Source organism: Sphingomonas sp. Leaf38 (assembly GCF_001421825.1).
Taxonomy (GTDB): domain Bacteria; phylum Pseudomonadota; class Alphaproteobacteria; order Sphingomonadales; family Sphingomonadaceae; genus Sphingomonas.
Genome location: NZ_LMLD01000012.1, coordinates 214,813 through 235,893, shown reverse-complemented (window position 1 = coordinate 235,893; position 21,081 = coordinate 214,813). Strand labels below are relative to the sequence as shown.

The 21,081-nt window shown below is 68.2% G+C and carries 19 protein-coding genes and 1 tRNA gene; 8 read left to right on the top strand and 12 right to left on the bottom strand.

Annotation, left to right across the window (positions count from 1 at the left end; all coding sequences use genetic code 11):
* The 4 genes from ASE88_RS19640 to mmsB form a co-directional block, all read left to right on the top strand.
* Window positions 1-122 (top strand): acyl-CoA dehydrogenase family protein (locus tag ASE88_RS19640; RefSeq protein ID WP_268795233.1); only part of this gene is annotated, 122 nt, incomplete at its 5' end.
* Between the two features lie 115 nt (window positions 123-237).
* Window positions 238-1,281, top strand: a complete 1,044-nt coding sequence (locus ASE88_RS16655) for an enoyl-CoA hydratase/isomerase family protein (protein WP_056480048.1) — start codon at window positions 238-240, stop codon at window positions 1,279-1,281.
* 104 nt (window positions 1,282-1,385) lie between these two features.
* A complete protein-coding gene (locus ASE88_RS16650; protein ID WP_056480045.1) occupies window positions 1,386-2,162 on the top strand; it encodes an enoyl-CoA hydratase in 777 nt (258 codons plus the stop codon).
* 187 nt (window positions 2,163-2,349) lie between these two features.
* Window positions 2,350-3,225, top strand: a complete 876-nt coding sequence (gene mmsB, locus ASE88_RS16645) for a 3-hydroxyisobutyrate dehydrogenase (protein ID WP_056480042.1) — start codon at window positions 2,350-2,352, stop codon at window positions 3,223-3,225.
* Window positions 3,226-3,228: 3 nt separating this feature from the next.
* On the opposite strand, the gene ASE88_RS16640 is transcribed toward mmsB, so the two are convergent.
* The 9 genes from ASE88_RS16640 to ASE88_RS16600 form a co-directional block, all read right to left on the bottom strand.
* Window positions 3,229-3,624: an MAPEG family protein gene (locus tag ASE88_RS16640; protein ID WP_055881326.1), complete on the bottom strand. Its 396-nt coding sequence runs from the start codon at window positions 3,622-3,624 to the stop codon at window positions 3,229-3,231.
* A 37-nt stretch (window positions 3,625-3,661) separates the two neighbouring features.
* Window positions 3,662-3,880 (bottom strand): hypothetical protein, encoded by a 219-nt coding sequence (locus tag ASE88_RS16635; RefSeq protein WP_056480039.1) that lies wholly within the window; start codon window positions 3,878-3,880, stop codon window positions 3,662-3,664.
* Window positions 3,881-3,968: 88 nt separating this feature from the next.
* Window positions 3,969-5,339: an MATE family efflux transporter gene (locus tag ASE88_RS16630; protein ID WP_055881319.1), complete on the bottom strand. Its 1,371-nt coding sequence runs from the start codon at window positions 5,337-5,339 to the stop codon at window positions 3,969-3,971.
* Between the two features lie 169 nt (window positions 5,340-5,508).
* Window positions 5,509-6,618: an alpha/beta hydrolase family esterase gene (locus tag ASE88_RS16625; RefSeq protein ID WP_056480374.1), complete on the bottom strand. Its 1,110-nt coding sequence runs from the start codon at window positions 6,616-6,618 to the stop codon at window positions 5,509-5,511.
* A 91-nt stretch (window positions 6,619-6,709) separates the two neighbouring features.
* Window positions 6,710-7,969 (bottom strand): adenosylmethionine--8-amino-7-oxononanoate transaminase, encoded by a 1,260-nt coding sequence (locus ASE88_RS16620; protein WP_056480036.1) that lies wholly within the window; start codon window positions 7,967-7,969, stop codon window positions 6,710-6,712.
* Complete coding sequence (gene bioD / locus ASE88_RS16615; RefSeq protein WP_056480034.1) at window positions 7,966-8,583, bottom strand: dethiobiotin synthase; 618 nt, start codon at window positions 8,581-8,583, stop codon at window positions 7,966-7,968. The genes ASE88_RS16620 and bioD overlap by 4 nt, the downstream gene beginning before the upstream one ends.
* Window positions 8,580-9,701 (bottom strand): 8-amino-7-oxononanoate synthase, encoded by a 1,122-nt coding sequence (locus tag ASE88_RS16610; RefSeq protein WP_056480031.1) that lies wholly within the window; start codon window positions 9,699-9,701, stop codon window positions 8,580-8,582. The genes bioD and ASE88_RS16610 overlap by 4 nt, the downstream gene beginning before the upstream one ends.
* Before the next feature lie 199 nt (window positions 9,702-9,900).
* Window positions 9,901-10,542: a 2-dehydro-3-deoxy-6-phosphogalactonate aldolase gene (locus ASE88_RS16605; RefSeq protein WP_056480028.1), complete on the bottom strand. Its 642-nt coding sequence runs from the start codon at window positions 10,540-10,542 to the stop codon at window positions 9,901-9,903.
* On the bottom strand, window positions 10,539-11,402 hold the full coding sequence (locus ASE88_RS16600; protein WP_056480025.1) for a 2-dehydro-3-deoxygalactonokinase: 864 nt from the start codon (window positions 11,400-11,402) through the stop codon (window positions 10,539-10,541). The genes ASE88_RS16605 and ASE88_RS16600 overlap by 4 nt, the downstream gene beginning before the upstream one ends.
* 231 nt (window positions 11,403-11,633) lie before the next feature.
* Here ASE88_RS16600 and ASE88_RS16595 point away from each other — a divergent pair, with 231 nt between their 5' ends.
* On the top strand, window positions 11,634-12,347 hold the full coding sequence (locus ASE88_RS16595; protein ID WP_055882344.1) for a FadR/GntR family transcriptional regulator: 714 nt from the start codon (window positions 11,634-11,636) through the stop codon (window positions 12,345-12,347).
* 143 nt (window positions 12,348-12,490) lie between these two features.
* A complete protein-coding gene (locus ASE88_RS16590) occupies window positions 12,491-15,637 on the top strand; it encodes a TRCF domain-containing protein (protein ID WP_321163434.1) in 3,147 nt (1,048 codons plus the stop codon).
* On the opposite strand, the gene ASE88_RS16585 is transcribed toward ASE88_RS16590, so the two are convergent.
* Window positions 15,638-16,525 (bottom strand): N-formylglutamate amidohydrolase, encoded by an 888-nt coding sequence (locus tag ASE88_RS16585; RefSeq protein WP_055881298.1) that lies wholly within the window; start codon window positions 16,523-16,525, stop codon window positions 15,638-15,640.
* 111 nt (window positions 16,526-16,636) lie between these two features.
* Between ASE88_RS16585 and cpdR the strand changes: the two genes are divergently transcribed.
* A complete protein-coding gene (gene cpdR / locus ASE88_RS16580) occupies window positions 16,637-17,014 on the top strand; it encodes a cell cycle two-component system response regulator CpdR (protein WP_055881295.1) in 378 nt (125 codons plus the stop codon).
* Window positions 17,015-17,058: 44 nt separating this feature from the next.
* Window positions 17,059-17,133 (top strand) — tRNA-Val (locus tag ASE88_RS16575).
* A 383-nt stretch (window positions 17,134-17,516) separates the two neighbouring features.
* On the opposite strand, the gene ASE88_RS16570 is transcribed toward ASE88_RS16575, so the two are convergent.
* Both ASE88_RS16570 and ASE88_RS16565 read right to left on the bottom strand, forming a co-directional pair.
* Entirely contained in the window at window positions 17,517-18,515 is a 999-nt protein-coding gene (locus ASE88_RS16570) for an LLM class flavin-dependent oxidoreductase (protein ID WP_056480019.1), read from the bottom strand.
* 164 nt (window positions 18,516-18,679) lie between these two features.
* Window positions 18,680-20,998, bottom strand: a complete 2,319-nt coding sequence (locus ASE88_RS16565; RefSeq protein ID WP_082466615.1) for a S8 family peptidase — start codon at window positions 20,996-20,998, stop codon at window positions 18,680-18,682.
* Window positions 20,999-21,081: the final 83 nt, after the last annotated feature.

Genomic DNA, 21,081 nt, shown 5'->3' with positions numbered 1-21,081 from the left:
ATGGGTATCTGCAGGACTATCCGATCGAACGCTTCTGGCGCGACCTGCGCGTGCATTCGATCCTCGAGGGGACCAACCAGGTCATGCGCATGATCGTCGGCCGCGAGCTGACGCGGCAATGAGTCCGCGCAGCTTTGCTCGCTCCTTCTCCTCCGCGGCTCCGCGTCTCCGCGTGAACCAAGCATTTTCTCACGCGGAGACGCGGAGGCGCGGAGATTGTGCCCGGGAGGAGACCGCGTGACTGAGGATCTGATCGTTGCGAATGAAGGGCCTGTCGGCCGTATTCGGTTGAACCGACCAAAGGCATTGCACGCGCTTAACCTCGCTATGTGCGAGGGCGTGCTGGAGGCGCTCGAGGCGTGGCGCGGGGATCCGTCGTTCGAGGCGATCATCGTGGATCATGCCGAGGGTCGTGGGTTCTGTGCGGGCGGGGATATCCGGATGCTGGCCGCATCGGGTGCAACCGACGGCGTCGAGGCGCGGGCGTTCTTCCATGCCGAGTACCGGATGAACCACCGGCTGTTCGTCTATGCCAAGCCGATCGTGGCCTTCATGGACGGGATCACAATGGGCGGCGGCGTCGGGCTCGCGCTGCCGTGCACGTACCGGGTGGCGACCGAGAACACGAAGTTCGCGATGCCCGAGACGGGGATCGGGTTGTTCCCCGATGTCGGTGGCGGCTGGTATCTGTCGCGGCTGCCCGGGCGGATAGGGCAGTATCTTGCGCTGACCGGGCATCGGATCAACGGCGCCGATTGCCTGGCGCTGGGCCTGGCGACGCATTATCTGACGAGCGCCAAGCTCGAGAGCGTGAAGGACTGGATCGTCGAGCGTCCGCGCGAGATCGACGTCATACTCGAAGGGTCGTCCGACGTGCCCGACGATGCCGAGATCATGACGCATCGTGACGAGATCGCCCGGCTGTTTGCGTCCGACGTGCTCGAGGAGATCTATGCCGCGCTCGACGCCGATGGTGGCGCGTGGGCGGCAAAGACGCTTGCGACGCTCAGGACCAAGTCGCCGCAGACGATGAAGGTGTCGCTGCGGCTGCTCCACGATGGTGCGGCGATGGCGAGCTTCGCGGACGAGATGAAACAGGAATACGCGGTCGGCGCGCATGTCGTGCAGCGGCACGACTTCATCGAGGGCGTCCGCGCGGTGATCGTCGACAAGGACAATGCGCCGCGCTGGGATCCGGCGACGCCCGAGGACGTGACCGATCACGTGATCGACCAGATCTTCGCGCCGCTGCCGGAGAGCGAGGCGTGGACGCCGGGTTAATCCGTCATTCGGACGAAAGTCGGGATCCAGAGCCATTTGCGATGACGCTCGTGGCTCTGGATCCTGGATCAAGTCCAGGATGACGATGCTTATTGGAGACTGACATGGCCGATTACGAAACGATCCTCGTCGAGCAGCGCGGGCAGGTCACGCTCGTCACGCTCAACCGGCCGCAGGCGCTCAACGCGCTCAATTCGCAGGTGCTCGCGGACCTGATCGCCGCATTCGCCGCGTTCGATGCGGATCCGTCGCAGGGCTGCGCGGTGCTGACCGGTAGCGCCAAGGCGTTCGCCGCGGGCGCGGACATCAAGGAGATGCAGAGCCAGGGCTTTGCCGACATGTATGCGAGCAACTTCTTCGCCGGCTGGGAGCAGGTGACGCGGACGCGCAAGCCGATCATCGCCGCGGTCGCGGGCTATGCGCTGGGCGGCGGCTGCGAGGTCGCGATGATGTGCGACTTCATCCTCGCCGCGGACACCGCCAAGTTCGGCCAGCCCGAGATCAAGCTCGCGGTGTCCCCCGGCATGGGCGGATCGCAGCGCCTCACGCATGCGGTCGGCAAGGCCAAGGCGATGGAGATGGTGCTGACCGGGCGGATGATGGATGCGGTCGAGGCCGAGCGCGCAGGGCTGGTCTCGCGGATCATCCCCGCCGACGAGCTGATCGAGGAAGCGGTGAAGACCGCAGCCACCATCGCCGCGATGGCGCCGTTGGCGGTGCTGGCGAACAAGGAGATGGTCAACGCGGCGTTCGAGACGGGGCTCGCGATGGGCGTCCAGTTCGAGCGGCGGCTGTTCCACGGGCTGTTCGGCACCGCGGACCAGAGCGAAGGCATGGCCGCCTTCGTCGAGAAGCGCGCGGGGAGCTGGACGGGGAAGTAGCAGGCGCGTCGCCGCCCGCCCGTTATCCTGACGAAAGTCAGGATCCAGGGTTACGGGCGGTGTCGGTCTTGGCTCTGGATCCTGACTTTCGTCAGGGCGACGGAGTTTGGGGGGCAGGACGTAGCCGCAGATCGCGGGGTTGGATCGCGAGCGACACAGTCGCCGCGGCAGATTTAGGAGAGAGAACATGGCACGCATCGGATTCATCGGGCTCGGCAACATGGGCGGCGGGATGGCTGCCAACCTGGCGAAGAAGGGCCATGACGTCCGCGCGTTCGACCTGAGCGCCGATGCGCTCGCCAAGGCGAAGGCCGCGGGCTGCCTGCCGGTCACCTCCGCCGCCGAAGCCGCGGACGGTGCCGAGGCGATCGTGACGATGCTCCCCGCCGGCAAGCATGTCGCCGAGGTGTACGACACGCTGTTCGGCGTCGCATCGCCCTCCGCGATCCTGATCGACTGCTCGACGATCGACGTCGCGACCGCCAAGCAGGTCGCCGAGGCGGCGCAGGCCAAGGGGCTCGCCGCGGTCGATGCGCCTGTCTCGGGCGGGATCGGTGCGGCCAATGCGGGGACGCTCACCTTCATGGTCGGCGGTTCGCGCGAGGCGTTCGATCGCGCGCAGCCGATCCTCGCCGACATGGGCAAAGCGGTGATCCACGCCGGCGCGAACGGCGCGGGGCAGGCGGCGAAGATCTGCAACAACATGATCCTCGGCGCGACGATGATCGCGACCTGCGAGGCGTTCGTGCTGGCCGACAAGCTCGGGCTCGACCCGCAGGCCTTTTACGACATCGCCAGCGTATCCTCGGGCCAGAGCTGGTCGATGACGAGCTATGCGCCGCTGCCCGGGATCGGGCCCGACACGCCCGCCGACCATGACTATCAGGGCGGGTTCGCAGCCGCGCTGATGCTCAAGGACCTGCGCCTCGCAATGGCGGCAGCGCAGGACGTCGGCGCGGATACGCCAATGGGCGCGAAGGCCGCCGAGCGCTACGAAGCGTTCGCGGCGGCCGGGCAGGGTGGGCTCGACTTCTCGGCGATCATCCGCACCTTGCGCGACTGAATCTCAGAGGAAGCGGATCAGCATCAGCAGAAGCCCGAGGATCGACGCCAGCCAGCACAGGCTGCGGACGTAGCGGATACCAAACAGATATAGCGGGATGTACGCGATCCGCGCGCCGAACCACAGCCAAGCACCGATCGCGCCGAGCCCGCCGGTGCGATCGGTCACCGCCAGCCCCAGCGCGAGCGCGACGAACACCGGATAGGTTTCCTGGAAGTTCTTGAGCGCGCGTTCGGCGCGGCCGGCCATCTCGCCCAGCGGCTTCTGGTCGCCGTCGCGTGGGCCGGCATTCCAGTCGAGCCCGCGATCGCGCGTCGCGGTCTGTCCCTGGATCATGACATAGGCGAACAGCAGGACCGTCGACCAGCCCAGCAGCAGCAATTCGGTAGGCAGCGTCATCGTCGATCTCCGCAAGGGGTGCGGGTCTCGAACGCCGCTACGCGCGCGGGGTTGCGCCGTGTCGGGGTGCGCTGACACGCTGGCGCGCATCATGCGCGCGGTGGAACGCGCGATCGGCATCGTCGATCGCGCCGAGCAACGCACCGAAGCACGGCGCCTCGTCGATCGGATAGACCCGCGACAGGTCGTGGCCGAGCGCGAAGACGTCGCGCTGCGTGAGCAACCCGATCGCGACGATGCGGTCTTGATCAGGCATGTGTCATGCTCCCATGGTGTAACACACGTTAACACGCCAAAGCGGTTATGTATCACAACTATTATACGACAAAGGGATCAAGCGAGGCTTAGTCAAGTCCAAGCCGTTCGCGGGCGTGCCACCGCGTCATCATCAGCACCGCCACCACCGCCAGGCCGGTCGCCAGTCCCGTCCAGATGCCGACCCCGCCCCAGCCGTGCGCGAAGGCGAGCCAGGCGCCGACGCCGATGCCGATCCCCCAATAGCCGATCGCCGCGAAGATCATCGGCACCGTCGTGTCGCCGAGCCCGCGCAGCATCCCCGCGCCGATCACCTGCGCGCCGTCGACGACCTGGAACACCGCAGCCACCGCGAGCAGCGAGATCGCCAGCGCGACGACCGGGGCGTTGGCAGGCGCGTCGACGTCGAGGATGATACCGATCAGCAGTTGCGGCGCGAGCACGAGCAGCAGGGCGGTCAGCACCATGAAGCCCTCGCCGATCGCGAACGCCGTCCAGCCGGCGCGGCCGATCCCGGCGCGGTCGCCCCGCCCCGAGGCGAGACCGACGCGGATCGTCGCCGCCTGCGCGATGCCGAGCGGGACCATGAAGGTGACGCTCGCGATCTGGATCGCGATGGCATGTGCGGCAAGTGGCACGGTGCCCAGCAGGCCCATGAGGAAGACGGCGGCGATAAACACGGTCGATTCGAACCCGAGCGTGATCGCGATCGGCAGCCCGAGTGTCCACACCGCGCGGTACCTCGGCCAATCCGGGCGCCAGAACCGGCCGAGCAGACGGTAGCGGCGGAACGGCCGAACGTAGACGATGACGGCGGCCATCGCGACGAAGCTCAGACCGTTGGCGATGCTGCTCGCGGTGCCAGACCCGAGCAGGCCGAGCGCGGGCAGCCCTGCATGGCCGAAGATCAGCAGCCAGTTGAGCGCGGCGTTGACGACCAGCAATCCGACCATCACCACCAGCGACCAGGCCGGTTTCTCGAGCGCGGCGACGAACGCGCGCAACACCAGGAAGGCGAGGCTCGGCAACATCCCCCACATGACCGCGCGTACGAACCGCGCCGCTTCGTGCGCGAGGCGCGGATCCTGATCGAGCAGGTGGACGAGGATCGCTTCGGCGTTCCACAGGATGATCCAGGACGGGATGCAGAGCGTGGCGGCGACCCAGATGGTCTGGCGCACGGTCCGCCGGATATCGCGCACCGCATGCGGCCGTGCGCCACGCTCGCGCGCGATCATCGGCACCGCCGCGGTGGTCAGGCCCATGCCGAAGATCAGGAAGACGAGATAGAGGTTGAGCCCCAGCGTCGCCGCGGCCAGCGTATCCGACCCGAGCCGCCCGAGCATCGCCACGTCGGTCGCGCCGACCAGCGCTTGCGCGAGGTTCGTCGCGACCAGCGGCCACGCGAGTGTCAGCGTGGATTTGAATTCGGTGCGCCAGGGGCGGGGCGGGGTGATCATGTCCCGGCTTTACCCCGGTTCGCCGGCAAGTCGATCACCGACCGATGCTTCGGCGTGGGGCAATCCGGCGCGCGCTCGCGGCGAGGACCCCGCCACTACCTACTCCGTCATCCTGACGAAAGGGGGGTGAGTGCGCATCAAAGACCTTAACGCTAGTCGGTATGCCGCCCTATCGCATCAACCCGGCGGCGCGGAGTGCGTGTTCGATCGTCGCCTGGACCCCCGCCGGAGCCGCCGCGCGCGGCTTCGCGGCGGGCTTGGGCGTCACCGGAATCGCGATCTTCGCAACGCGGTCGCCCGCCGCGGGCTTGGGCGCGGCGGCGGTGTCGATCAGGCCCCAGGAGCTGGCGATGACCGCGGTGCTCGAAATCCCGACGTCGAGCATGTACGGCCCCACAGCGCCGAGCCGTTCGCCGCGCGATGGATCGATCGGCGTGCCGTGCCCCATCCCCGGCACGGTCCAATCCTCGACCACCGCGCGCCCCTGCGCGTCCGACCAGGTCCGGTGCACCGCGTTTCCCTTGCGGTCCTCACGCACCGTTTTCGCGTCGACGCCGTGGATGCCGCGCCACTGCCTTGCGATCGTGTCGGCGTTGGCGACGCTCACGGTCGCGTCCGCGCCGCCATGCCAGATCGCCAAGGTCGGCCAGCGCCCGTCATGACCGCGCGCGCCGCTGCGGACGAGCTCGACCAGCGCCGTGTCGCTGGTGTCGCCATGCCCGCGCATCCGGTCGAGCGCCTGCGACACGCCTGTCGCGGTGCCGTAGGCGAGTCCACCGATCGCGGCACCGCCCGCGAACAGGTCGGGTCGCGTGGCCAGCATCGCGACCGTCATCGCGCCGCCCGCGGACAGACCGGTGACGTACACGCGGCTGCGGTCGAGAGCGTGGCGCGCGATCATCGTCTCGGTCATCTGTGCGATCGATTCCGCCTCGCCGCCCGCCTGCGCGGTGTCTTCGGAGGCGAACCAGTTGAAGCAGAGGTTGGGATTATTCGCGCGCGTCTGTTCGGGAAACAACAGCGCAAAGCCGGCCCGGTCGGCAAGCTGCGACCAGCCCGACCCGTGATCATAGCCCGCCGCGGTCTGCGTGCAGCCGTGCAGGACGACGACCAAAGGCGCGCCGGCGCGCAGACCGGGCGGTGCATAGCTGTAGCCGAGTAACGCGCCCGGGTTCGTGCCGAATTCGATCAACGGTGTCAGGCGGGTCGGCGCAGTGTCGCGCGGGATTGGTGCCCCGGCACGCGCCATGCGGGCGATGGTATCGGCGATGTTTCTCACAAATCGAGCCTTTCGTCGCAACGCGAACTCGGCCGCGATCATGTCTCAACGTGGGAAGTACATCATTTGTTGCTGCACTGCAGCAAAAAGGTCAGGTGTCTTGCCCGAGCATGTCGCACGCTTCGCCAATCGCTGTGTAGATCCGGTCGAGATCGGCATCGTCGATGCAATAGGGCGGCATGACGTAGACGGTGTTGCCGAGCGGGCGGAGCAGCAGGTCGCGGGCGCCGAAGAACGCGAGCAGGCGTGGGCCGATCTGCGACAGATAGCCGTCTTCGCCGCGCAGTTCGACCGCCGTGATGGTGCCGATCTGGCGCGCATTGGCGATGCGGGGATGTTGGGCGAGTGCCTCCAGCCGCGTCGCCTGACGGGCGGCGAGATCGGCGATGCGGTCGCGCACCGGTTCGTCGCGCCAGATCGACAGGTTCGCAGTGGCGGCGGCGCAGGCGATCGGGTTGGCGGTGTAGCTCGACGAGTGGAAGAACATCCGCGACCGGTCGGTGCCGTAATGCGCCTGGTAGATTGCCTCGGTCGCCATCGTCACCGCGAGCGGGATCGCGCCACCGGTCAGCCCCTTTGACAGGCACAGGATATCGGGCACCACGCCTGCCTGTTCGCACGCGAGCAGCGTGCCCGTGCGGCCCCAGCCGGTCATCACCTCGTCGGCGATAAACAGGACTCCGTGGCGCGCGCAGATGCGGCGCATTTCGGCTAGGATATGCGCGGGATAGATATGCATCCCGCCTGCGCCGAGCAGCAGCGGCTCGACGATGAACGCGGCCGGATGCGCGGCGCAGGCCTTCTCCAGCGCGTCGAGCGTCGCCTGCTCAAGCCCGGCGGCGGGAAACGGGATCGTCCCGACGTCGAACAGCAGCGGCGCATATGCCCGGTTGAACACGCCGCGCGCGCCGACCGACATCGCGCCGATCGTGTCGCCGTGATAGCCGTGTTCGAGCACGAGGATGCGGTGGCGATCCTCGCCGCGATCGAGCCAGTAGCCGAGCGCCATCTTCAGCGCGCACTCGACGCTGGTGGATCCTGAGTCGGAGAAGAACACGCGCGTCAGTTCGGGCGGCATGATCGCGGTGAGGCCGCGCGCGAGGTCCTCGGCGGGCTGATGCGTCCAGCCGGCGAAGATGATCTGGTCGAGCTTGCCCGCCTGCTCGGCGATCGCCGCCATGATCTTCGGGTTGGCATGGCCATGCGTGGTCACCCACCAGGACGAGATCGCATCGACGATCCGCCGGCCATCCGCCGTGTAGAGCGCGGCGCCCTCGGCATGCGTGACGAGCGGGATCGGCTCGCGCAGGCCGTGCTGCGTGAAGGGGTGCCAGACGGGGGACTCGCTCACCGGAACGCCGCCAGGTCGAAATTCGCGGCGAACGCTGCGGCCAGCGTCGCCGCGTTCAGCGGATCGAGACGCGGCAGGCGGCCGAGCCGGCGGACCTGGCCGAGCGCGGCGATCGTCGCCTCGCTATCCTCGACCGCATCGCCGACGAACGCGATGCCGAGGATCGGCACGCCGCGGTTGCGCAGTGCCTCGATCGACAACAGGCTGTGGTTGATCGTGCCGAGCCCGGTCCGCGCGACGAGCACCACGGGCTTTGCCCATCGCGCGAAAAGGTCGGCGAAGATCAACTCGCGCGTGACGGGCACCATGACTCCACCCGCGCCCTCGACCACCAGCGCGCTGTCGACCTCGGGCAGCGCGAGCCGCTCCGGATCGATCGCCACGCGGTCGATCTCGGCGGCGAGATGCGGCGAGCACGGTGTCGTCAGCCGGTAGGCTTCGGGGAGGACGCGGTCCGCGGGGACGCCGAGCGTCACGACCGACGCCGCATCGCTGCCGTCCGCCAGCCCGGCCTGCACCGGCTTCCAGTAGCGCGCGCCGAGCGCGGCGGTCAGGCCGGCGGCGAACACGGTCTTGCCGATATCGGTGTCCGTCCCGGTGACCACGATCGTCATTGCAGCGCCTCTTTCATAACCGCACCCAAAGCCTCGATATCCGCCGCGGTCGCGTTCAACGTTAACGATATCCGCAACCGCGACCCGCCCTCGGGCACGGTCGGCGGGCGGATCCCGCGCACGTCGAACCCTGCCGCCTGGATCGCGCCCGCGACGCGCATCGTCCGCGCCGCATCGCCGAGGACCAGCGGCAGGATCTGCGACCCGGTCGCCGCCACGCCATAGGGTGCCAGCACGCGCTCGGCGACCGCGACCAGATCCCACAGCCGATCGCGCCGCGCGGGTTCGTCCGCCATGATCCTCAAAGCCTCGCCGACGGCCAGCGCCATCAGCGGCGACGGCGCGGTCGAGAAGATGAAGCCACGACCGCGATTGACGATGAAGTCGCGCATCACCGCGGCGCCACACAGCAACGCGCCCTCGCAACCGAGCGCCTTGCCGCAGGTGCGCAGGCTGATGACGTTCTCTCGCCCGTCGAGTCCCTCGGCAAGGCCACGACCATCGGTGCCGAACACGCCCGTCGCATGCGCCTCGTCGATCAGCAGGATCGCGTCGTGGCGATCGGCGATCTCGGCGAGTGCGGCGAGCGGGGCTTGGTCGCCATCCATACTGTAGAGGCTTTCGACGGCGATCCACACGCGACCGGTACCGCCCGACGTGCGCCATGCGACGATCGCGTCCGCGAATGCGGCCGCGTTATTATGCGCCGCCGCGACGACGGTCGCGCGCGTCAGGCGCATCCCTTCGTGCGCGCTGGCATGGATCAGCGCGTCGTGGACGATCAGGTCGCCGCGCTGCGGCAGCGTCGCAAACAGGATAGTGTTGGCGACATATCCGCTGGCGAAGAATAGCGCGGCCTCGGTCCCGAAGAATCGCGCGGCATCCGTTTCCAGCGCCTCATGCTCGGGCGCATTGCCCCGCAGCAGCCGCGATCCGCCTGAGCCTACCGGTACGCCGGTCGCCAGAGCCTCGGTCATCGCGGCGCGCAATCGCTCCGATCCGGCAAGCCCCAAATAGTCGTTCGAGGCGAAGTCGATGCCTGTGCGCGGGCGGAGCGACCGGTACCGGTCGGCGGCGGTCAGCGTGGCGAGGTCTCGTTCCTGGTCGGCGAACATCATCGCGCCGCCCTAGTCATTATGCGGCGTGAAGACGATAGCGCGGGGTCCAAACCTCGCGTCATCTCACGCGGACGGCGCTTCATGCTACGGCACGTCGCTCATCGCTCGATATCGCGACTCCGCCGACCGGACATCAACACCCGCGAGTTGCGATCACCGCGAAAGTCTCGCGCTGGCCAATCGCACCCGCGGCGCTAGGTTAGGCCTTTAACGCCGCGATGAACCCGCGCGCGCGCGCGCCGACATCCGCTGCGGTCATCCCTGGCGCATACAGGGCAGAGCCGAGGCCAAATCCAGCCGCACCCGCCTTGCGCCAACCCGCCATGATCTCGGGCACGATCCCGCCGACCGGGAGGACACGTGCGTCCTTGGGGAGGATCGCGCGCATCGCCTTCAACACCGCGGGGCTTGCGGCTTCGGCGGGGAACAGTTTGAGCGCAGCGGCGCCAGCGTCGAGCGCGGCGAACGCCTCGGTCGGCGTCGCGATGCCCGGCAGCGCGACATAGCCCTGCTCTGCCGCGGCGGCGATCACGCGCACATTCGCGTTGGGCGCGATGATCAGGGTCCCACCCGCCGCGCCGACCGCCGCGACGTCCTCGACGCGCAAGACCGTGCCTGCGCCGACGACCGCACGCCCTTCGAACCGCCGCGCCAGCCGCGCGATGCTGTCGAGCGGGTCGGGCGAGTTCATCGGCACTTCGAGGATCGTAAAGCCCGCCTCGACCAGTGCTTCGCCGATCGCCTCGACCTCATCGGGTTTCACGCCGCGCAGGATCGCGATCAGCGGGCATTTGGCGAAGGCGTCGTCAAAGGCTTGGCGGTGCGTTGTGCCGGGGGTCATGCTGCAAGATCCTGGATGCGGGTGATGCCGGCCACGAACGCGGCCTGGCTGTCGATATGGTGTGAGATGCCGCCGAGCGCATCGATCGCGTCGGCATAGAGTGCGCCAAGCGCGGGGTCGGCAAGGATATGTACCGTCGTTCCGCGCTCGATCCGCGCGGCAGTATCCGCCCCGATCAGCAAACCACTTGCGAACGAGGCGGCGTGCGCATCGTCGGCGAGTCCGAGCACACCGCGCGCGCGGATCGCAAACAGGCTGGCGGCGAGATCGCGTTTCGCGCCCTCGCTAACGCCTTCGCGGAATGCTGGGCCGGGTTCGACCGGATGGCCGAGCTGGCTGGCGAGAATGCCGTGCGTCCGCAGCAGCGCGAAGAGTTCGCCGGTCATCGCGGTGGTGAAGCGGGTAATCGCGCCGCGCTCGATCGTCGCCCATTTGCAGTGCGTGCCGGGTTGGCACAGCAATGCGTCGGCAGGCACAAGCCCGGCAGCGACCGCACCGAGCAACTGCACTTCCTCGCCGCGCATCACGTCCGCGTGCAATCCGTCGCGGTACGACAGGCCAGGCACGATCGCGGTTCTATCGTCGATCCGGTGGAGCGCGGTGGCGATCTCCGCGAGCCCGGCGGGGGCAGCGACATAGGAAACGGTGTGCCAGCCGATGGTCGACCCGACCATGCCGGCAAGCAGCATCGGCAGATCGCCGAGCCGATCGCGGATGCCGGCGACCTCGCCCGCAAAATCGTCTGATTTCACGCTGGCCGCACCGCGTCCGTCACGCTCGACCGCGGCGACCTGGCCATCGTCGATCCGAAACGCGCGCCGATTGGAGGTGCCCCAGTCGACTGCGATGAAAGACGTCATCCCCGCACCCTCGATCCCGTCAGCCTGGTTCTCGCGCCTGCATATCGCCGGCCGTCTCCAGGCAAACCCATATCATGTCCCCAGAGCGACGCTCTGGACGTTCGGGGACAATTATACGACAATTGTTCAAAGTCCAGTGGGGTGCCTGATGACGCCATTATATGCTCGCTCGATCCAGACAGGTGACAGCGCGCTGATCTTGCGCCAGAACTTCGGGCGATGACGGCGGACATGACAGAGCATGATGGGGCGATCCCGGTGACGGCCGGCGGGCGGAACCTGACTCAGGCGCTGCTCGATACGCTGGGTCGCGCGATCGTGACCGGCTATTACGAGACGCGGTCGTTTCCAACCGAGGCGGACATCGCCACCAAGCATGACGTCAGCCGTTCGGTCACGCGCGAGGCGGTCAAGATGCTGACCGCCAAGGGGCTGGTGAGCGCCCGTCCGCGGCAGGGGACGATGGTGCAGCCATCGAGCACCTGGAACCTGTTCGACACCGACGTGCTGCGCTGGACGCTGGAGCGTAAATTCTCGGTCGACCTGTTGCGGCACTTCAACCAGTTGCGGATCGCGATCGAGCCCGAAGGTGCTGCGCTGGCGGCGCAGTTCGGCGACGAATCGGACCTGCTGGCGATTCACCGCGGGCTGGACCGGATGGCCGCCGCGGAGGCCGGCTCGGGCGACCCGCTCGATGCGGACATCGCGTTTCACGTCGCGATCCTGCGGGCGTCGAAGAACCCGTTCTATGCACAATTCCAGTCTGTCGTATCGACCGCGCTGCAGACCTCGATCCGCTTCACCAACCGGATCAAGGGCCGCTCGGCGAACGTCGCCGACCACGGTGCGGTCGCGGCCGCGATCGCCGCACGCGATCCGGACGCCGCCCGGATCGCCATGCGGCGGATCATCGGCGACGTACTGACGTTGATCGGCGACGAGTAACCGTCCGCCGATCTGGCGAGCGCGCGGCGTTATCCTCGATCACCTTTCCCGGCGGTTTTCGATTCACTTGGCTGATCCACGATAGGATTGCCGGAACGGGCCCGTTGGCGTGCCGTTGATCTGCAAAAGAGGGATGCGGATCGGTGCTCAAGATCAGTGAACGCGTAGAGAATAGTGTAGAATTGATGGCGGCGGCGCCGGTGGCGGCGGCACTGGTCGACCGACTGGCGCACGGCGGCATGGTCTATGTCGCCGCGGATGACCTGCGCGCGACCGAGATCGCCGCGATCGCCAGCGCATTGGCACCCGATGCGGTCGTCGTCGCATTGTCGTCGAGCGATGCGTTGCCAGGTGACGATTCGCCGGCATCGCCCGCCAATGTTGGCTTGCGGGTGGCTGCGCTCCGTCGCTTGCGGGCTGCGACCACGAGTGGAACCGGACCAATCCTGCTGGTGACGACCGCCGAGGCTACTGCGGTGCGCTATCCCGACCCTGCGATGTTCGACGCCGCGCCACCGCGGTTGGCGGTCGGCGAGACGATCGACAGCGACGCGTTCGCCACGACCGCCGCGGAAATCGGCTATTGCGTCGACGACCGTATCGACGAACCCGGGGAGATCGCGGTCCGCGGCAACGTGATCGACATCTTTCCCGCCGACCGCGCCTCGCCCGTCAGGATCGAATTCGCCGATGGCCGGATCACCGCGCTTCGGGATTATGACCCTGTGTCGCAATTGGGGTCGGCGGACGTCGCTTTCGTCGAGATCGGCCGTGCGACCGAACCATCGGCGGACAAGGGCGTCGCGATCCTGGTGCATCTCCCCGGCGCGGCGGTGGCGTTCGATCCCGGCGTCGATCGTCGTCGCGACCGGTTTCTCTCGCTCGCCGCCGATGGCCTGCCGCGGCGCAGGGCGAGCGCCGATCTGGTCACGGCAAAGGCGTGGGACGCCGCAGTCGCCAAGCGTGACGTCGTTGCCCTCGCGCCGGGCGACGACCGGGTACCGCGCTTTATCGAGCTGCGCGATCCGACGCGCGGGTTTGTGCGGCTGGCACGCGATGTCCTCGCCGATTCGCGGCTGGTGCTGATGGGATCGCCGCGCGACCTGCGGTTCCTCCAGCCGCGGCTCGAACGCGGTGCGAAGATCCAATTCGCGACGATCTCCTGCTGGTCCGAGGTGGCGGCCGCCAAGCCCGGCACTGCGATGATGCTTGCTGCGCCGGTCGACCGTGGCTTCGTCGCGGCGGGCGTCACCGTCGTCGCGAGCGCCGACCTGCTGGGTGGCCGTGCCCGCGGTGACGAACTCGGCGCGAGCGGCGGCGCTGCGCTTGCCGGCCTGTCGAGCGAACTGCGCTGCGGCGACGTCGTCGTCCATGAGGAGTTCGGGATCGGCATCGTCCGCGGGCTGGAAATGCTGCCCGATACCGGTGGCGATGCGATCGTCCTGGGCTATGCTAAGGACGGCCGTCGCCTTGTGCCGGTCGCGGAGGCGGATCGTATCTGGCGCTATGGTGCGGATGCGGATGCGGTGACGCTCGACGCGCTCGATGGATCGTCGTGGCAGAAACGACGTGGTGCGATCGATGCGGCAATCGCGGAGAGCGCTCGCACGCTTGCCGCGCTCGCCGCCGAACGTGCGGCGCGTACGACCGACCCGATCGTCCCCGACCGCGCCGCCTATGAGCGTTTTGCGGCCGGATTCGCCTTCACCGAAACCCCCGATCAGGCGCGCGCGATCACGACCACGCTGGCCGACCTCGCGCGCGGCACGCCGATGGACCGGCTGGTCATCGGCGATGTCGGCTATGGCAAGACCGAGATCGCCTTGCGCGCGGCGGCGGCGGTCGCGTTGGCGGGCCGGCAGGTCGCGATCGCCGCACCGACGACGGTGCTCGTCCGCCAGCATATCGAGACGTTCACGCGCCGCTTCGCCGGCACCGGCGTCACGGTTGCCGGGCTGTCCCGTCTTTCGAGCACGGCCGAAAAGGCCCGCGTGAAGGCGGGGCTCGCGGACGGGTCGATCGGCGTCGTGATCGGCACCGGCGCGATTGCGGGCAAGGGCGTCGCCTATCGCGATCTCGCGCTCGTCGTGATCGACGAGGAGCAGCGTTTCGGGGCCGCGGACAAGGCCAAGCTGCACGCGCTCGGTGCGGGCCATGTGCTCACGCTCAGCGCGACACCGATCCCCCGGACGCTGCAATCGGCGATGATCGGGCTGCAGGGTTTGTCGGTCATCGCGACGCCGCCCGCGCGTCGCCAGCCGATCCGGACCGCGGTCGCGACCTTTGACGACGCCGCCGTCCGTGCGGCATTGCGGCGCGAACGCGCGCGTGGCGGGCAGAGCTTCGTCGTGGTGCCGCGGATCGACGACATGGCGCCGCTCGCCGCGAAACTCGCCAAGCTCGTGCCCGAACTCGGGCTCGTCCAGGCGCACGGCAAGATGGCCGCCGCCGAGATCGACGAAGCGATGGTCGCGTTCGCCGCGGGGGACGGCGACGTGCTGCTCGCGACCAACATCATCGAGGCGGGGCTCGACGTGCCGCGCGCCAACACGATGATCGTCCACCACGCCGATCGGTTCGGCCTGTCGCAGCTGCATCAGTTGCGCGGGCGCGTCGGGCGTGGCGGGCGGCGCGGGCAGATCATGCTGCTGACCGACGGCGACGCGACGATCGCCGAGGCGACGCTTAAGCGGCTGCGGACGTTGCAGGCGTTCGATAGGCTCGGCGCGGGCTTCGCGATCAGCGCACGCGATCTCGATCTGCGCGGGGCGGGCGATCTCGTCGGCGAAGCGCAGGCGGGCCATATGAAGCTGATCGGCATCGACTTGTACCAGCATCTGTTCGGCCGCGCGCTACGGCTGGCGCGCGGCGAAAGCGTCGACGACGGGGTTCCCGACCTGCATCTCGACATCGGTGGGAGCCTGCCGGAGGCGTGGATCCCCGAGGAGGAAATCCGGCTGTCGCTCTATGGCCGCCTCGCGCGGCTCGAAGACGTCGCCGCGCTCGACCAGTTCGAGGCGGAACTGGAGGATCGCTTCGGAACCATTCCCGATCCGGCCCACCATCTGCTGCTGGCGACCCGCATCCGCCTGCGCGCCTGCGCGGCGGGAATCCGCCGGATCGATGCCGGCCCCGCCGCGATCGCGTTCACGCCGCACGATCGGCGCCGGAATGTACCCGCCGCCGATCTGGTCAAGAAGAACGGCCGCTGGATCGCCAGGCTCGCGATCGACGATCCGGTAGAGCGTGCTGCACGGATCGAGGCGATACTCGACACGCTCGCCGACTGATCACTCGGCGGCGGCCAGCGGGATCGATCCCGCGTCGCCACGCAATGCTTCGTCGGCCAGTGCCGCCAGTATGGCGCGGACCAGGTCGACGACGCGCGCGAACCCGGCACCCGGCGCGTGCAGCTTGCGGTCGAGATACAGCGTCCGGTCGAGTTCGAGCTGGATCGCGTGGATGCCGATAGCCGGACGGGCATGGCGTTCGAGAATGTGCCCGCCGGCATAGGGGGCGTTGCGCGCAACCGAAAAGCCGCGCGTGGCACATATCGCGTCGGCCCGATCGACGAACCGCGGCGCGGCGGCATGGCCGAACCGATCGCCGAGCACGATACGCGTCCCGCCCGGTCCAAGCGGCGGCATCGAATGCAGGTCGAGCAGCACCGCCGCGCCGAACCGCGCATGGGCGGCCTCGAGCGCGGCGGCGACCGCGGCATGATAGGGACGGTGATCGTTCGTGATCCGCGCCGTCACCTCCGCATCGCTGAACCGCCGCGCCCACAGATCGCCCGCGCCTGATACACGGCGCGGCACCAAGCCTAGGCCGCTGCGCAATTTGGCGGATTGGTGCGCGGCGGCGATCGTCGCGGCACCCTCGTCGAGCAGCGGATCGCGTTCGTGCTCGGCGCGATTAAGATCGATCCAGGCGCGTGCCCGGCGCTGGACGATCATCGCCTGATCGGTCCGCGCTGCCCGCGCGACCGCATCGACCAGCCGATCCTCGAGCGGGAGCAATGCCGCTAGCGGGACCCGCAACGCAGTTTTCAGGGCTAGTGGATAGTCGCGCCCGGCGTGCGGGACGGAGATAACCACCGGGCTCGACGGCGGCGCGGCGTCGACCCTGTCGAAGGATGGCCCATCGAGGGAGGGCCCGTCGAAGGAGGGGAGATGCATCGCGCCACGCTATAGCGACGCGTCGGCGCGGGCAATCGATCTGGAAATGTTAACCGCTTTGCGCGTACGAACAGTGTCTCAATGTAGGCGTGAAAACAGGACTTTAGATCGATGTTGCGAATCCTGCTGGCCGAGGACGACCAGGTCATGCGCGAATATCTCACGCGGGCACTCGAACGGTCGGGCTATGCCGTGACCGCGGTCGACCGTGGGACGGCGGCGATCCCGCTGCTCGAAACCGAGACGTTCGACCTGTTGCTGACCGACATCGTCATGCCCGAGATGGATGGGATCGAGCTCGCACAGAAGGCGGGCGAGATGTGCAAGGACCTGCGCGTCATGTTCATCACCGGCTTTGCGGCGGTCACGTTGAAGGCCGGCCGCGCGATGCCGCAGGCCCGCGTCCTGTCGAAGCCGTTCCACCTGCGCGACCTGGTCGCCGAGGTGGATCGGCTGTTCGAGATGGATAATGTCACCGGGATGCATTGAAGGCTTGCGCCCCGCGATAAGCGCGGCTAGTGGAGCGCTCCGGCGGGCGTGTAGCTCAGTGGTAGAGCACTGTGTTGACATCGCAGGGGTCGCAAGTTCAATCCTTGCCACGCCCACCATTGAATTGGCTCTATCCGGTCATCTCCTGCCCTGCGGCGGAAACGACGGATAGAGCCGCTTCACCGCACGGTGTGCGCGCGACGCGCGATGTATCGGCGTCGATCCCCCCAAAATGCGATGAACCGCGGGTCAGTCGATCTTGGATCGGCCCGGCGCGCAGAAATCCGGTTCGTGAGGAACGGGAACGATCCTCAATTGCCGTGGTGTGACGAGGCATGGCCAACGGTGGCGGTGCCGACGCGCCGTGGCTACGTAGCGGGAATGAACCCGCCCGCGCCGATGACCGAAGAACGCGACCTATCGTCGATCATCGCAGCGCGGAAATCGGCCTGGATACGGTCCGGGCGTACCACCAGAAGCGCTTCGGTTTCATCGAACCAAACTAGGCTGCGATCTTGAGGTCCTGCATCACGTCGGCGGTGATCGACAAGCTCCGCTTGCGCGCGTCGTGATCGTAGATCGCGCTCGTCACCATGACCTCGTCGACACCGGTTCGGGCAACAAACGCCGCGATCCCGCGCGCGACGGTGGCCGGGCTGCCGACCGCCGAGCATTGCAGGACATGTCCGAGGATCTGGTTGCCCTGCGCGCCGAGCGACTCACGGTAGCCCGCGACGGGCGGCGGCAGCTGGCGGGGGTTGCCGGTCCGCAGCGCGACGAACGACTGTTGTTGCGAACTGGCGAGCAGTTCGGCCTCGGCGTCTGTGTCGGCCGCGAAGACGTTGAACCCGGCCATCGCATGCGGCTTGGCGAGGCGCGCGGACGGGCGGAAATCGCGGCGGTAGATCGCGAGCGCGGCGTCGAGCGCATCGGGCGCGAAATGCGACGCGAAGGCGTAGGGCAGACCGAGCGCGGCCGCCAATTGCGCGCCGAACGTGCTGGAGCCGAGGATCCACATGTCGACGTCGGCGCCCGCGCCGGGCGTCGCGACGATGCCGGTCTGGCCGTCGTTCGCGAAATAGCTCTGCAACTCCATCACGTCCTGCGGGAAGGCGTTGGCGTCGGTCTCCAGCGTGCGGCGCATCGCGCGCGCGACGCGCTGGTCCGAGCCGGGTGCGCGGCCGAGGCCGAGGTCGATCCGGCCGGGAAACAGCGCGTCGAGCGTGCCGAACTGCTCGGCGATCGTCAGCGGCGCGTGGTTGGGGAGCATGATGCCGCCCGAGCCGACTCGGATCGTGCTGGTGGCTGCCGCGATATGCGCGATCACGACCGCGGTCGCGGCGGAGGCGATCCCGGTCATGCCGTGATGTTCGGCGACCCAATAGCGCTGGAAGCCGACACTTTCGGCGTGGCGCGCGAGATCGGCGGCATTAGCGAGCGCCTGGGAGACGGTGCCGCCTTCGACGACGGGGACGAGATCGAGCAGGGAATAGCGTGTCATCCGTCAGAGATAGGTACCGAGCGGTAGCTTATCCACCCCCCGTCATCCTGACGTCTACCGCCGTCATCCTGACGAAAGTCAGGACCCAGGGTTGCGGGGGGCGGCGCTTTTGGCTCTGGGTCCTGACTTTCGTCAGGATGACGGATTGGGGGGGGGCGTGGCCCTCAAAACCCCAGACTGTACCGCACGGCCATGCCGTGGTCGTCGGGCAGCGCGGCGATGTTGCCGGGGTCGCGGCGCCAGAACAGGTTCGTGTCGAGCCCGCCGCCGAACGCGGGCAGCCCGTAGCGCAGCTCGACGTCGAGTTCGCGGCCTTGCGGGGCGAGGTTGAGGCGTTGCGTGGTCCAGTCGGTGACGGTGCCGCTGGAATAGTCGAAATAGGTCGGGAGGCGGAGGTCGACGCCGCCGCGCGCGACGCGCAAGGGTTGGGCGATGCGCAGGCCCAGGCTGTCGCGGCCGAACACGCCGTCCTTGCCGATGTCGGCGGCAAACGCGGTGGTGCGGATCAGGCCATCGCCGTCGAACCCGCTGCGGACCAGCGCTCGCGTCCAGCCCTTCCGCATCGATCCGCCGACGCTCCAGCCCGCGCCCGCGTCGAATCGTGTCTTCGCATCGACGAACCACGTCGCTGCGCGCGTCGCCCCTAGCGCCGCATCGAAGCGCGCGCCGAGGACGGTGTCGCGCTCGTCCATCCGGGTGGCGGAGATCATCGTGGATACTCTGCCGAAGCGACGATCGACCGTCAGCGAGGCGCGGGTATAGGCCGAGCGCTGCCAGCGATCGCGGAGCCGCACGTCGCCGCCGCGCTGCGTCAGGACGTCGCCATTCTCGATTCCCGCGGTGAAGCCGAACCCGGCAACGCTCTGCCGCATCGCGCTGGAGGCGCGCGTGGTGCTGTCGAAGCCGATGCCGCCGGTGTTGGCGATCAGGAACGCGGGTTCGGACTGGTTGGAAAGCTGCGCGCTCAGCGCGCCGGATCCCTGCGCGAAGCCAAAACCGAACGACAAATTGCCGCCGAGCCGCTGCGTCACCATCCCGGCGATCGCGCGCGCGCTGGTCGCGTCGGTGGCGGACAGCGATGTGCGATCGAGCACAACGTCGCCGTTGGCGCGCGGGGCGAGCGTCATGGATACGGTCATCCCGCCTTGTGCTAGCGCGACGGTGCGGAAGCGCGATTGCAGCGCGCCGCCGAGCGAGCGTTCCGGGCTGCGACGGGCAATCGTCTTGGCAAGGTCGATTGCGAACGGGCGGCTGTAGCCGTCGAGGATTACCGCGCCGAGTTCGCCCTGCACTGCGTCGCCCATGGGGGCAGAGAGCGTGGCGTTGCCGCTCGTCGAGACGACGGCTTTCGAGCCCGCCATCGAGGTCGCCCCGAGCGGCTGAAATGCGCGCGTCAGGTCGAGCACGCCATTACCATAGACCGAGTCGACGCCCGGTGCGCCAACGTCGCGCGCGCTCTTGAACAGGATGTCGACGATCTGCGCGCCGGTGAGGTTGGGAAACGCCTGCGCCAGCAACGCGACTGCACCCGATATCTGCGGCGCGGCGAACGACGTGCCCGACCAAAGATAGGCGGTGTCGGTCTGGTCGGGCGCGCGGACGCTTTCACCGACCGCGGTGAGGAAATGCGCGGCGCCGGTGCCGGCGCGGTCGCTGAAGCTCGATATGCCATCGCCCGCGCCGATCGAGCCGGCGATGATGACCTGGTTGCGGCCTTGCGCCTCGCTGGCGACGTTGGTGAATGGATCGGGGTTGGTCGAGCCGTCATTGCCCGCCGCGATCACGACGACGAGCCCCGCGGCGGTGGCGCGGCCGACCGCATCCTTCAGGCTTTGCGGCATATCGGAGCCGCCGAGCGAGATGTTGACGACCTTTGCGCCCGCGACCCGTGCCGCGTCGAGGCCCTTGGCGATTGCGTCGGTGCCGAACTTACAGCCCGAATCCTCGTCGTCCTTGCTTGCGGTCGCGCAGGTGCCGGGGCGGTCGGCGCGCAGGACGATCAGGGTCGCGTCGAACGCCACGCCGTGCGTGCCCGTGCCGTTGCGGCGTCCGGCGAGCGTGAATGCGACCGCGGTGCCGTGGCCCCCCTCGTCGTCGATCGACGTGTTGCCGGCGACGTCCTGCGACGCGGATGAGATGCGGCTGCCGAACTCCTGGCTCTGCAGGTCGATGCCGCTGTCGATCACGCCTACGCCGATGCCCTTGCCGGTCGCGCCGACGGTATAGGCCGCGAGCGCGTTCATCGAGACGGCGCCGACGGTCGCGCGATATTCGGTGGTGTCGTTGCTGGACGGAGTCGGGGTCGGCGTAGGAGCGGGGGGCGGGGTCGGCGTCGGTGTCGGGGTCGGGGTCGGTGCCGGAATCGTCACCGACGGCGGAGTCGGCGTGCTGTTGATGCCGCCGCCACCGCCCCCACAGGCCGCAAGGAGAAGTCCTGTTGCCACTGGCGCCGATCGCAACAGGTCGGCCTTGATCCGTCGCATGAGTCCCACCCCTTTTACCCCGCCAAGCTACTGGAATATAAAGCGTTACGCGATGGTAAACATAGCGGGCAGACACGGCGGCG

Excerpts from the sequence above, each read along its gene's own strand:
- ASE88_RS16650 (WP_056480045.1), top strand. The coding sequence starts at position 1,386 with ATGGCCGATTACGAAACGATCCTCGTCGAGCAGCGCGGGCAGGTCACG.
- mmsB (WP_056480042.1), top strand. The coding sequence starts at position 2,350 with ATGGCACGCATCGGATTCATCGGGCTCGGCAACATGGGCGGCGGGATG.
- ASE88_RS16605 (WP_056480028.1), bottom strand. The coding sequence starts at position 10,542 with ATGACCCCCGGCACAACGCACCGCCAAGCCTTTGACGACGCCTTCGCC.
- ASE88_RS16595 (WP_055882344.1), top strand. The coding sequence starts at position 11,634 with ATGACAGAGCATGATGGGGCGATCCCGGTGACGGCCGGCGGGCGGAAC.
- ASE88_RS16585 (WP_055881298.1), bottom strand. The coding sequence starts at position 16,525 with ATGCATCTCCCCTCCTTCGACGGGCCCTCCCTCGATGGGCCATCCTTC.
- ASE88_RS16565 (WP_082466615.1), bottom strand. The coding sequence starts at position 20,998 with ATGCGACGGATCAAGGCCGACCTGTTGCGATCGGCGCCAGTGGCAACA.
- ASE88_RS16630 (WP_055881319.1), bottom strand. The coding sequence starts at position 5,339 with ATGATCACCCCGCCCCGCCCCTGGCGCACCGAATTCAAATCCACGCTG.
- bioD (WP_056480034.1), bottom strand. The coding sequence starts at position 8,583 with ATGACGATCGTGGTCACCGGGACGGACACCGATATCGGCAAGACCGTG.
- ASE88_RS16570 (WP_056480019.1), bottom strand. The coding sequence starts at position 18,515 with ATGACACGCTATTCCCTGCTCGATCTCGTCCCCGTCGTCGAAGGCGGC.
- cpdR (WP_055881295.1), top strand. The coding sequence starts at position 16,637 with ATGTTGCGAATCCTGCTGGCCGAGGACGACCAGGTCATGCGCGAATAT.
- ASE88_RS16610 (WP_056480031.1), bottom strand. The coding sequence starts at position 9,701 with ATGATGTTCGCCGACCAGGAACGAGACCTCGCCACGCTGACCGCCGCC.
- ASE88_RS16600 (WP_056480025.1), bottom strand. The coding sequence starts at position 11,402 with ATGACGTCTTTCATCGCAGTCGACTGGGGCACCTCCAATCGGCGCGCG.
- ASE88_RS16635 (WP_056480039.1), bottom strand. The coding sequence starts at position 3,880 with ATGCCTGATCAAGACCGCATCGTCGCGATCGGGTTGCTCACGCAGCGC.
- ASE88_RS16640 (WP_055881326.1), bottom strand. The coding sequence starts at position 3,624 with ATGACGCTGCCTACCGAATTGCTGCTGCTGGGCTGGTCGACGGTCCTG.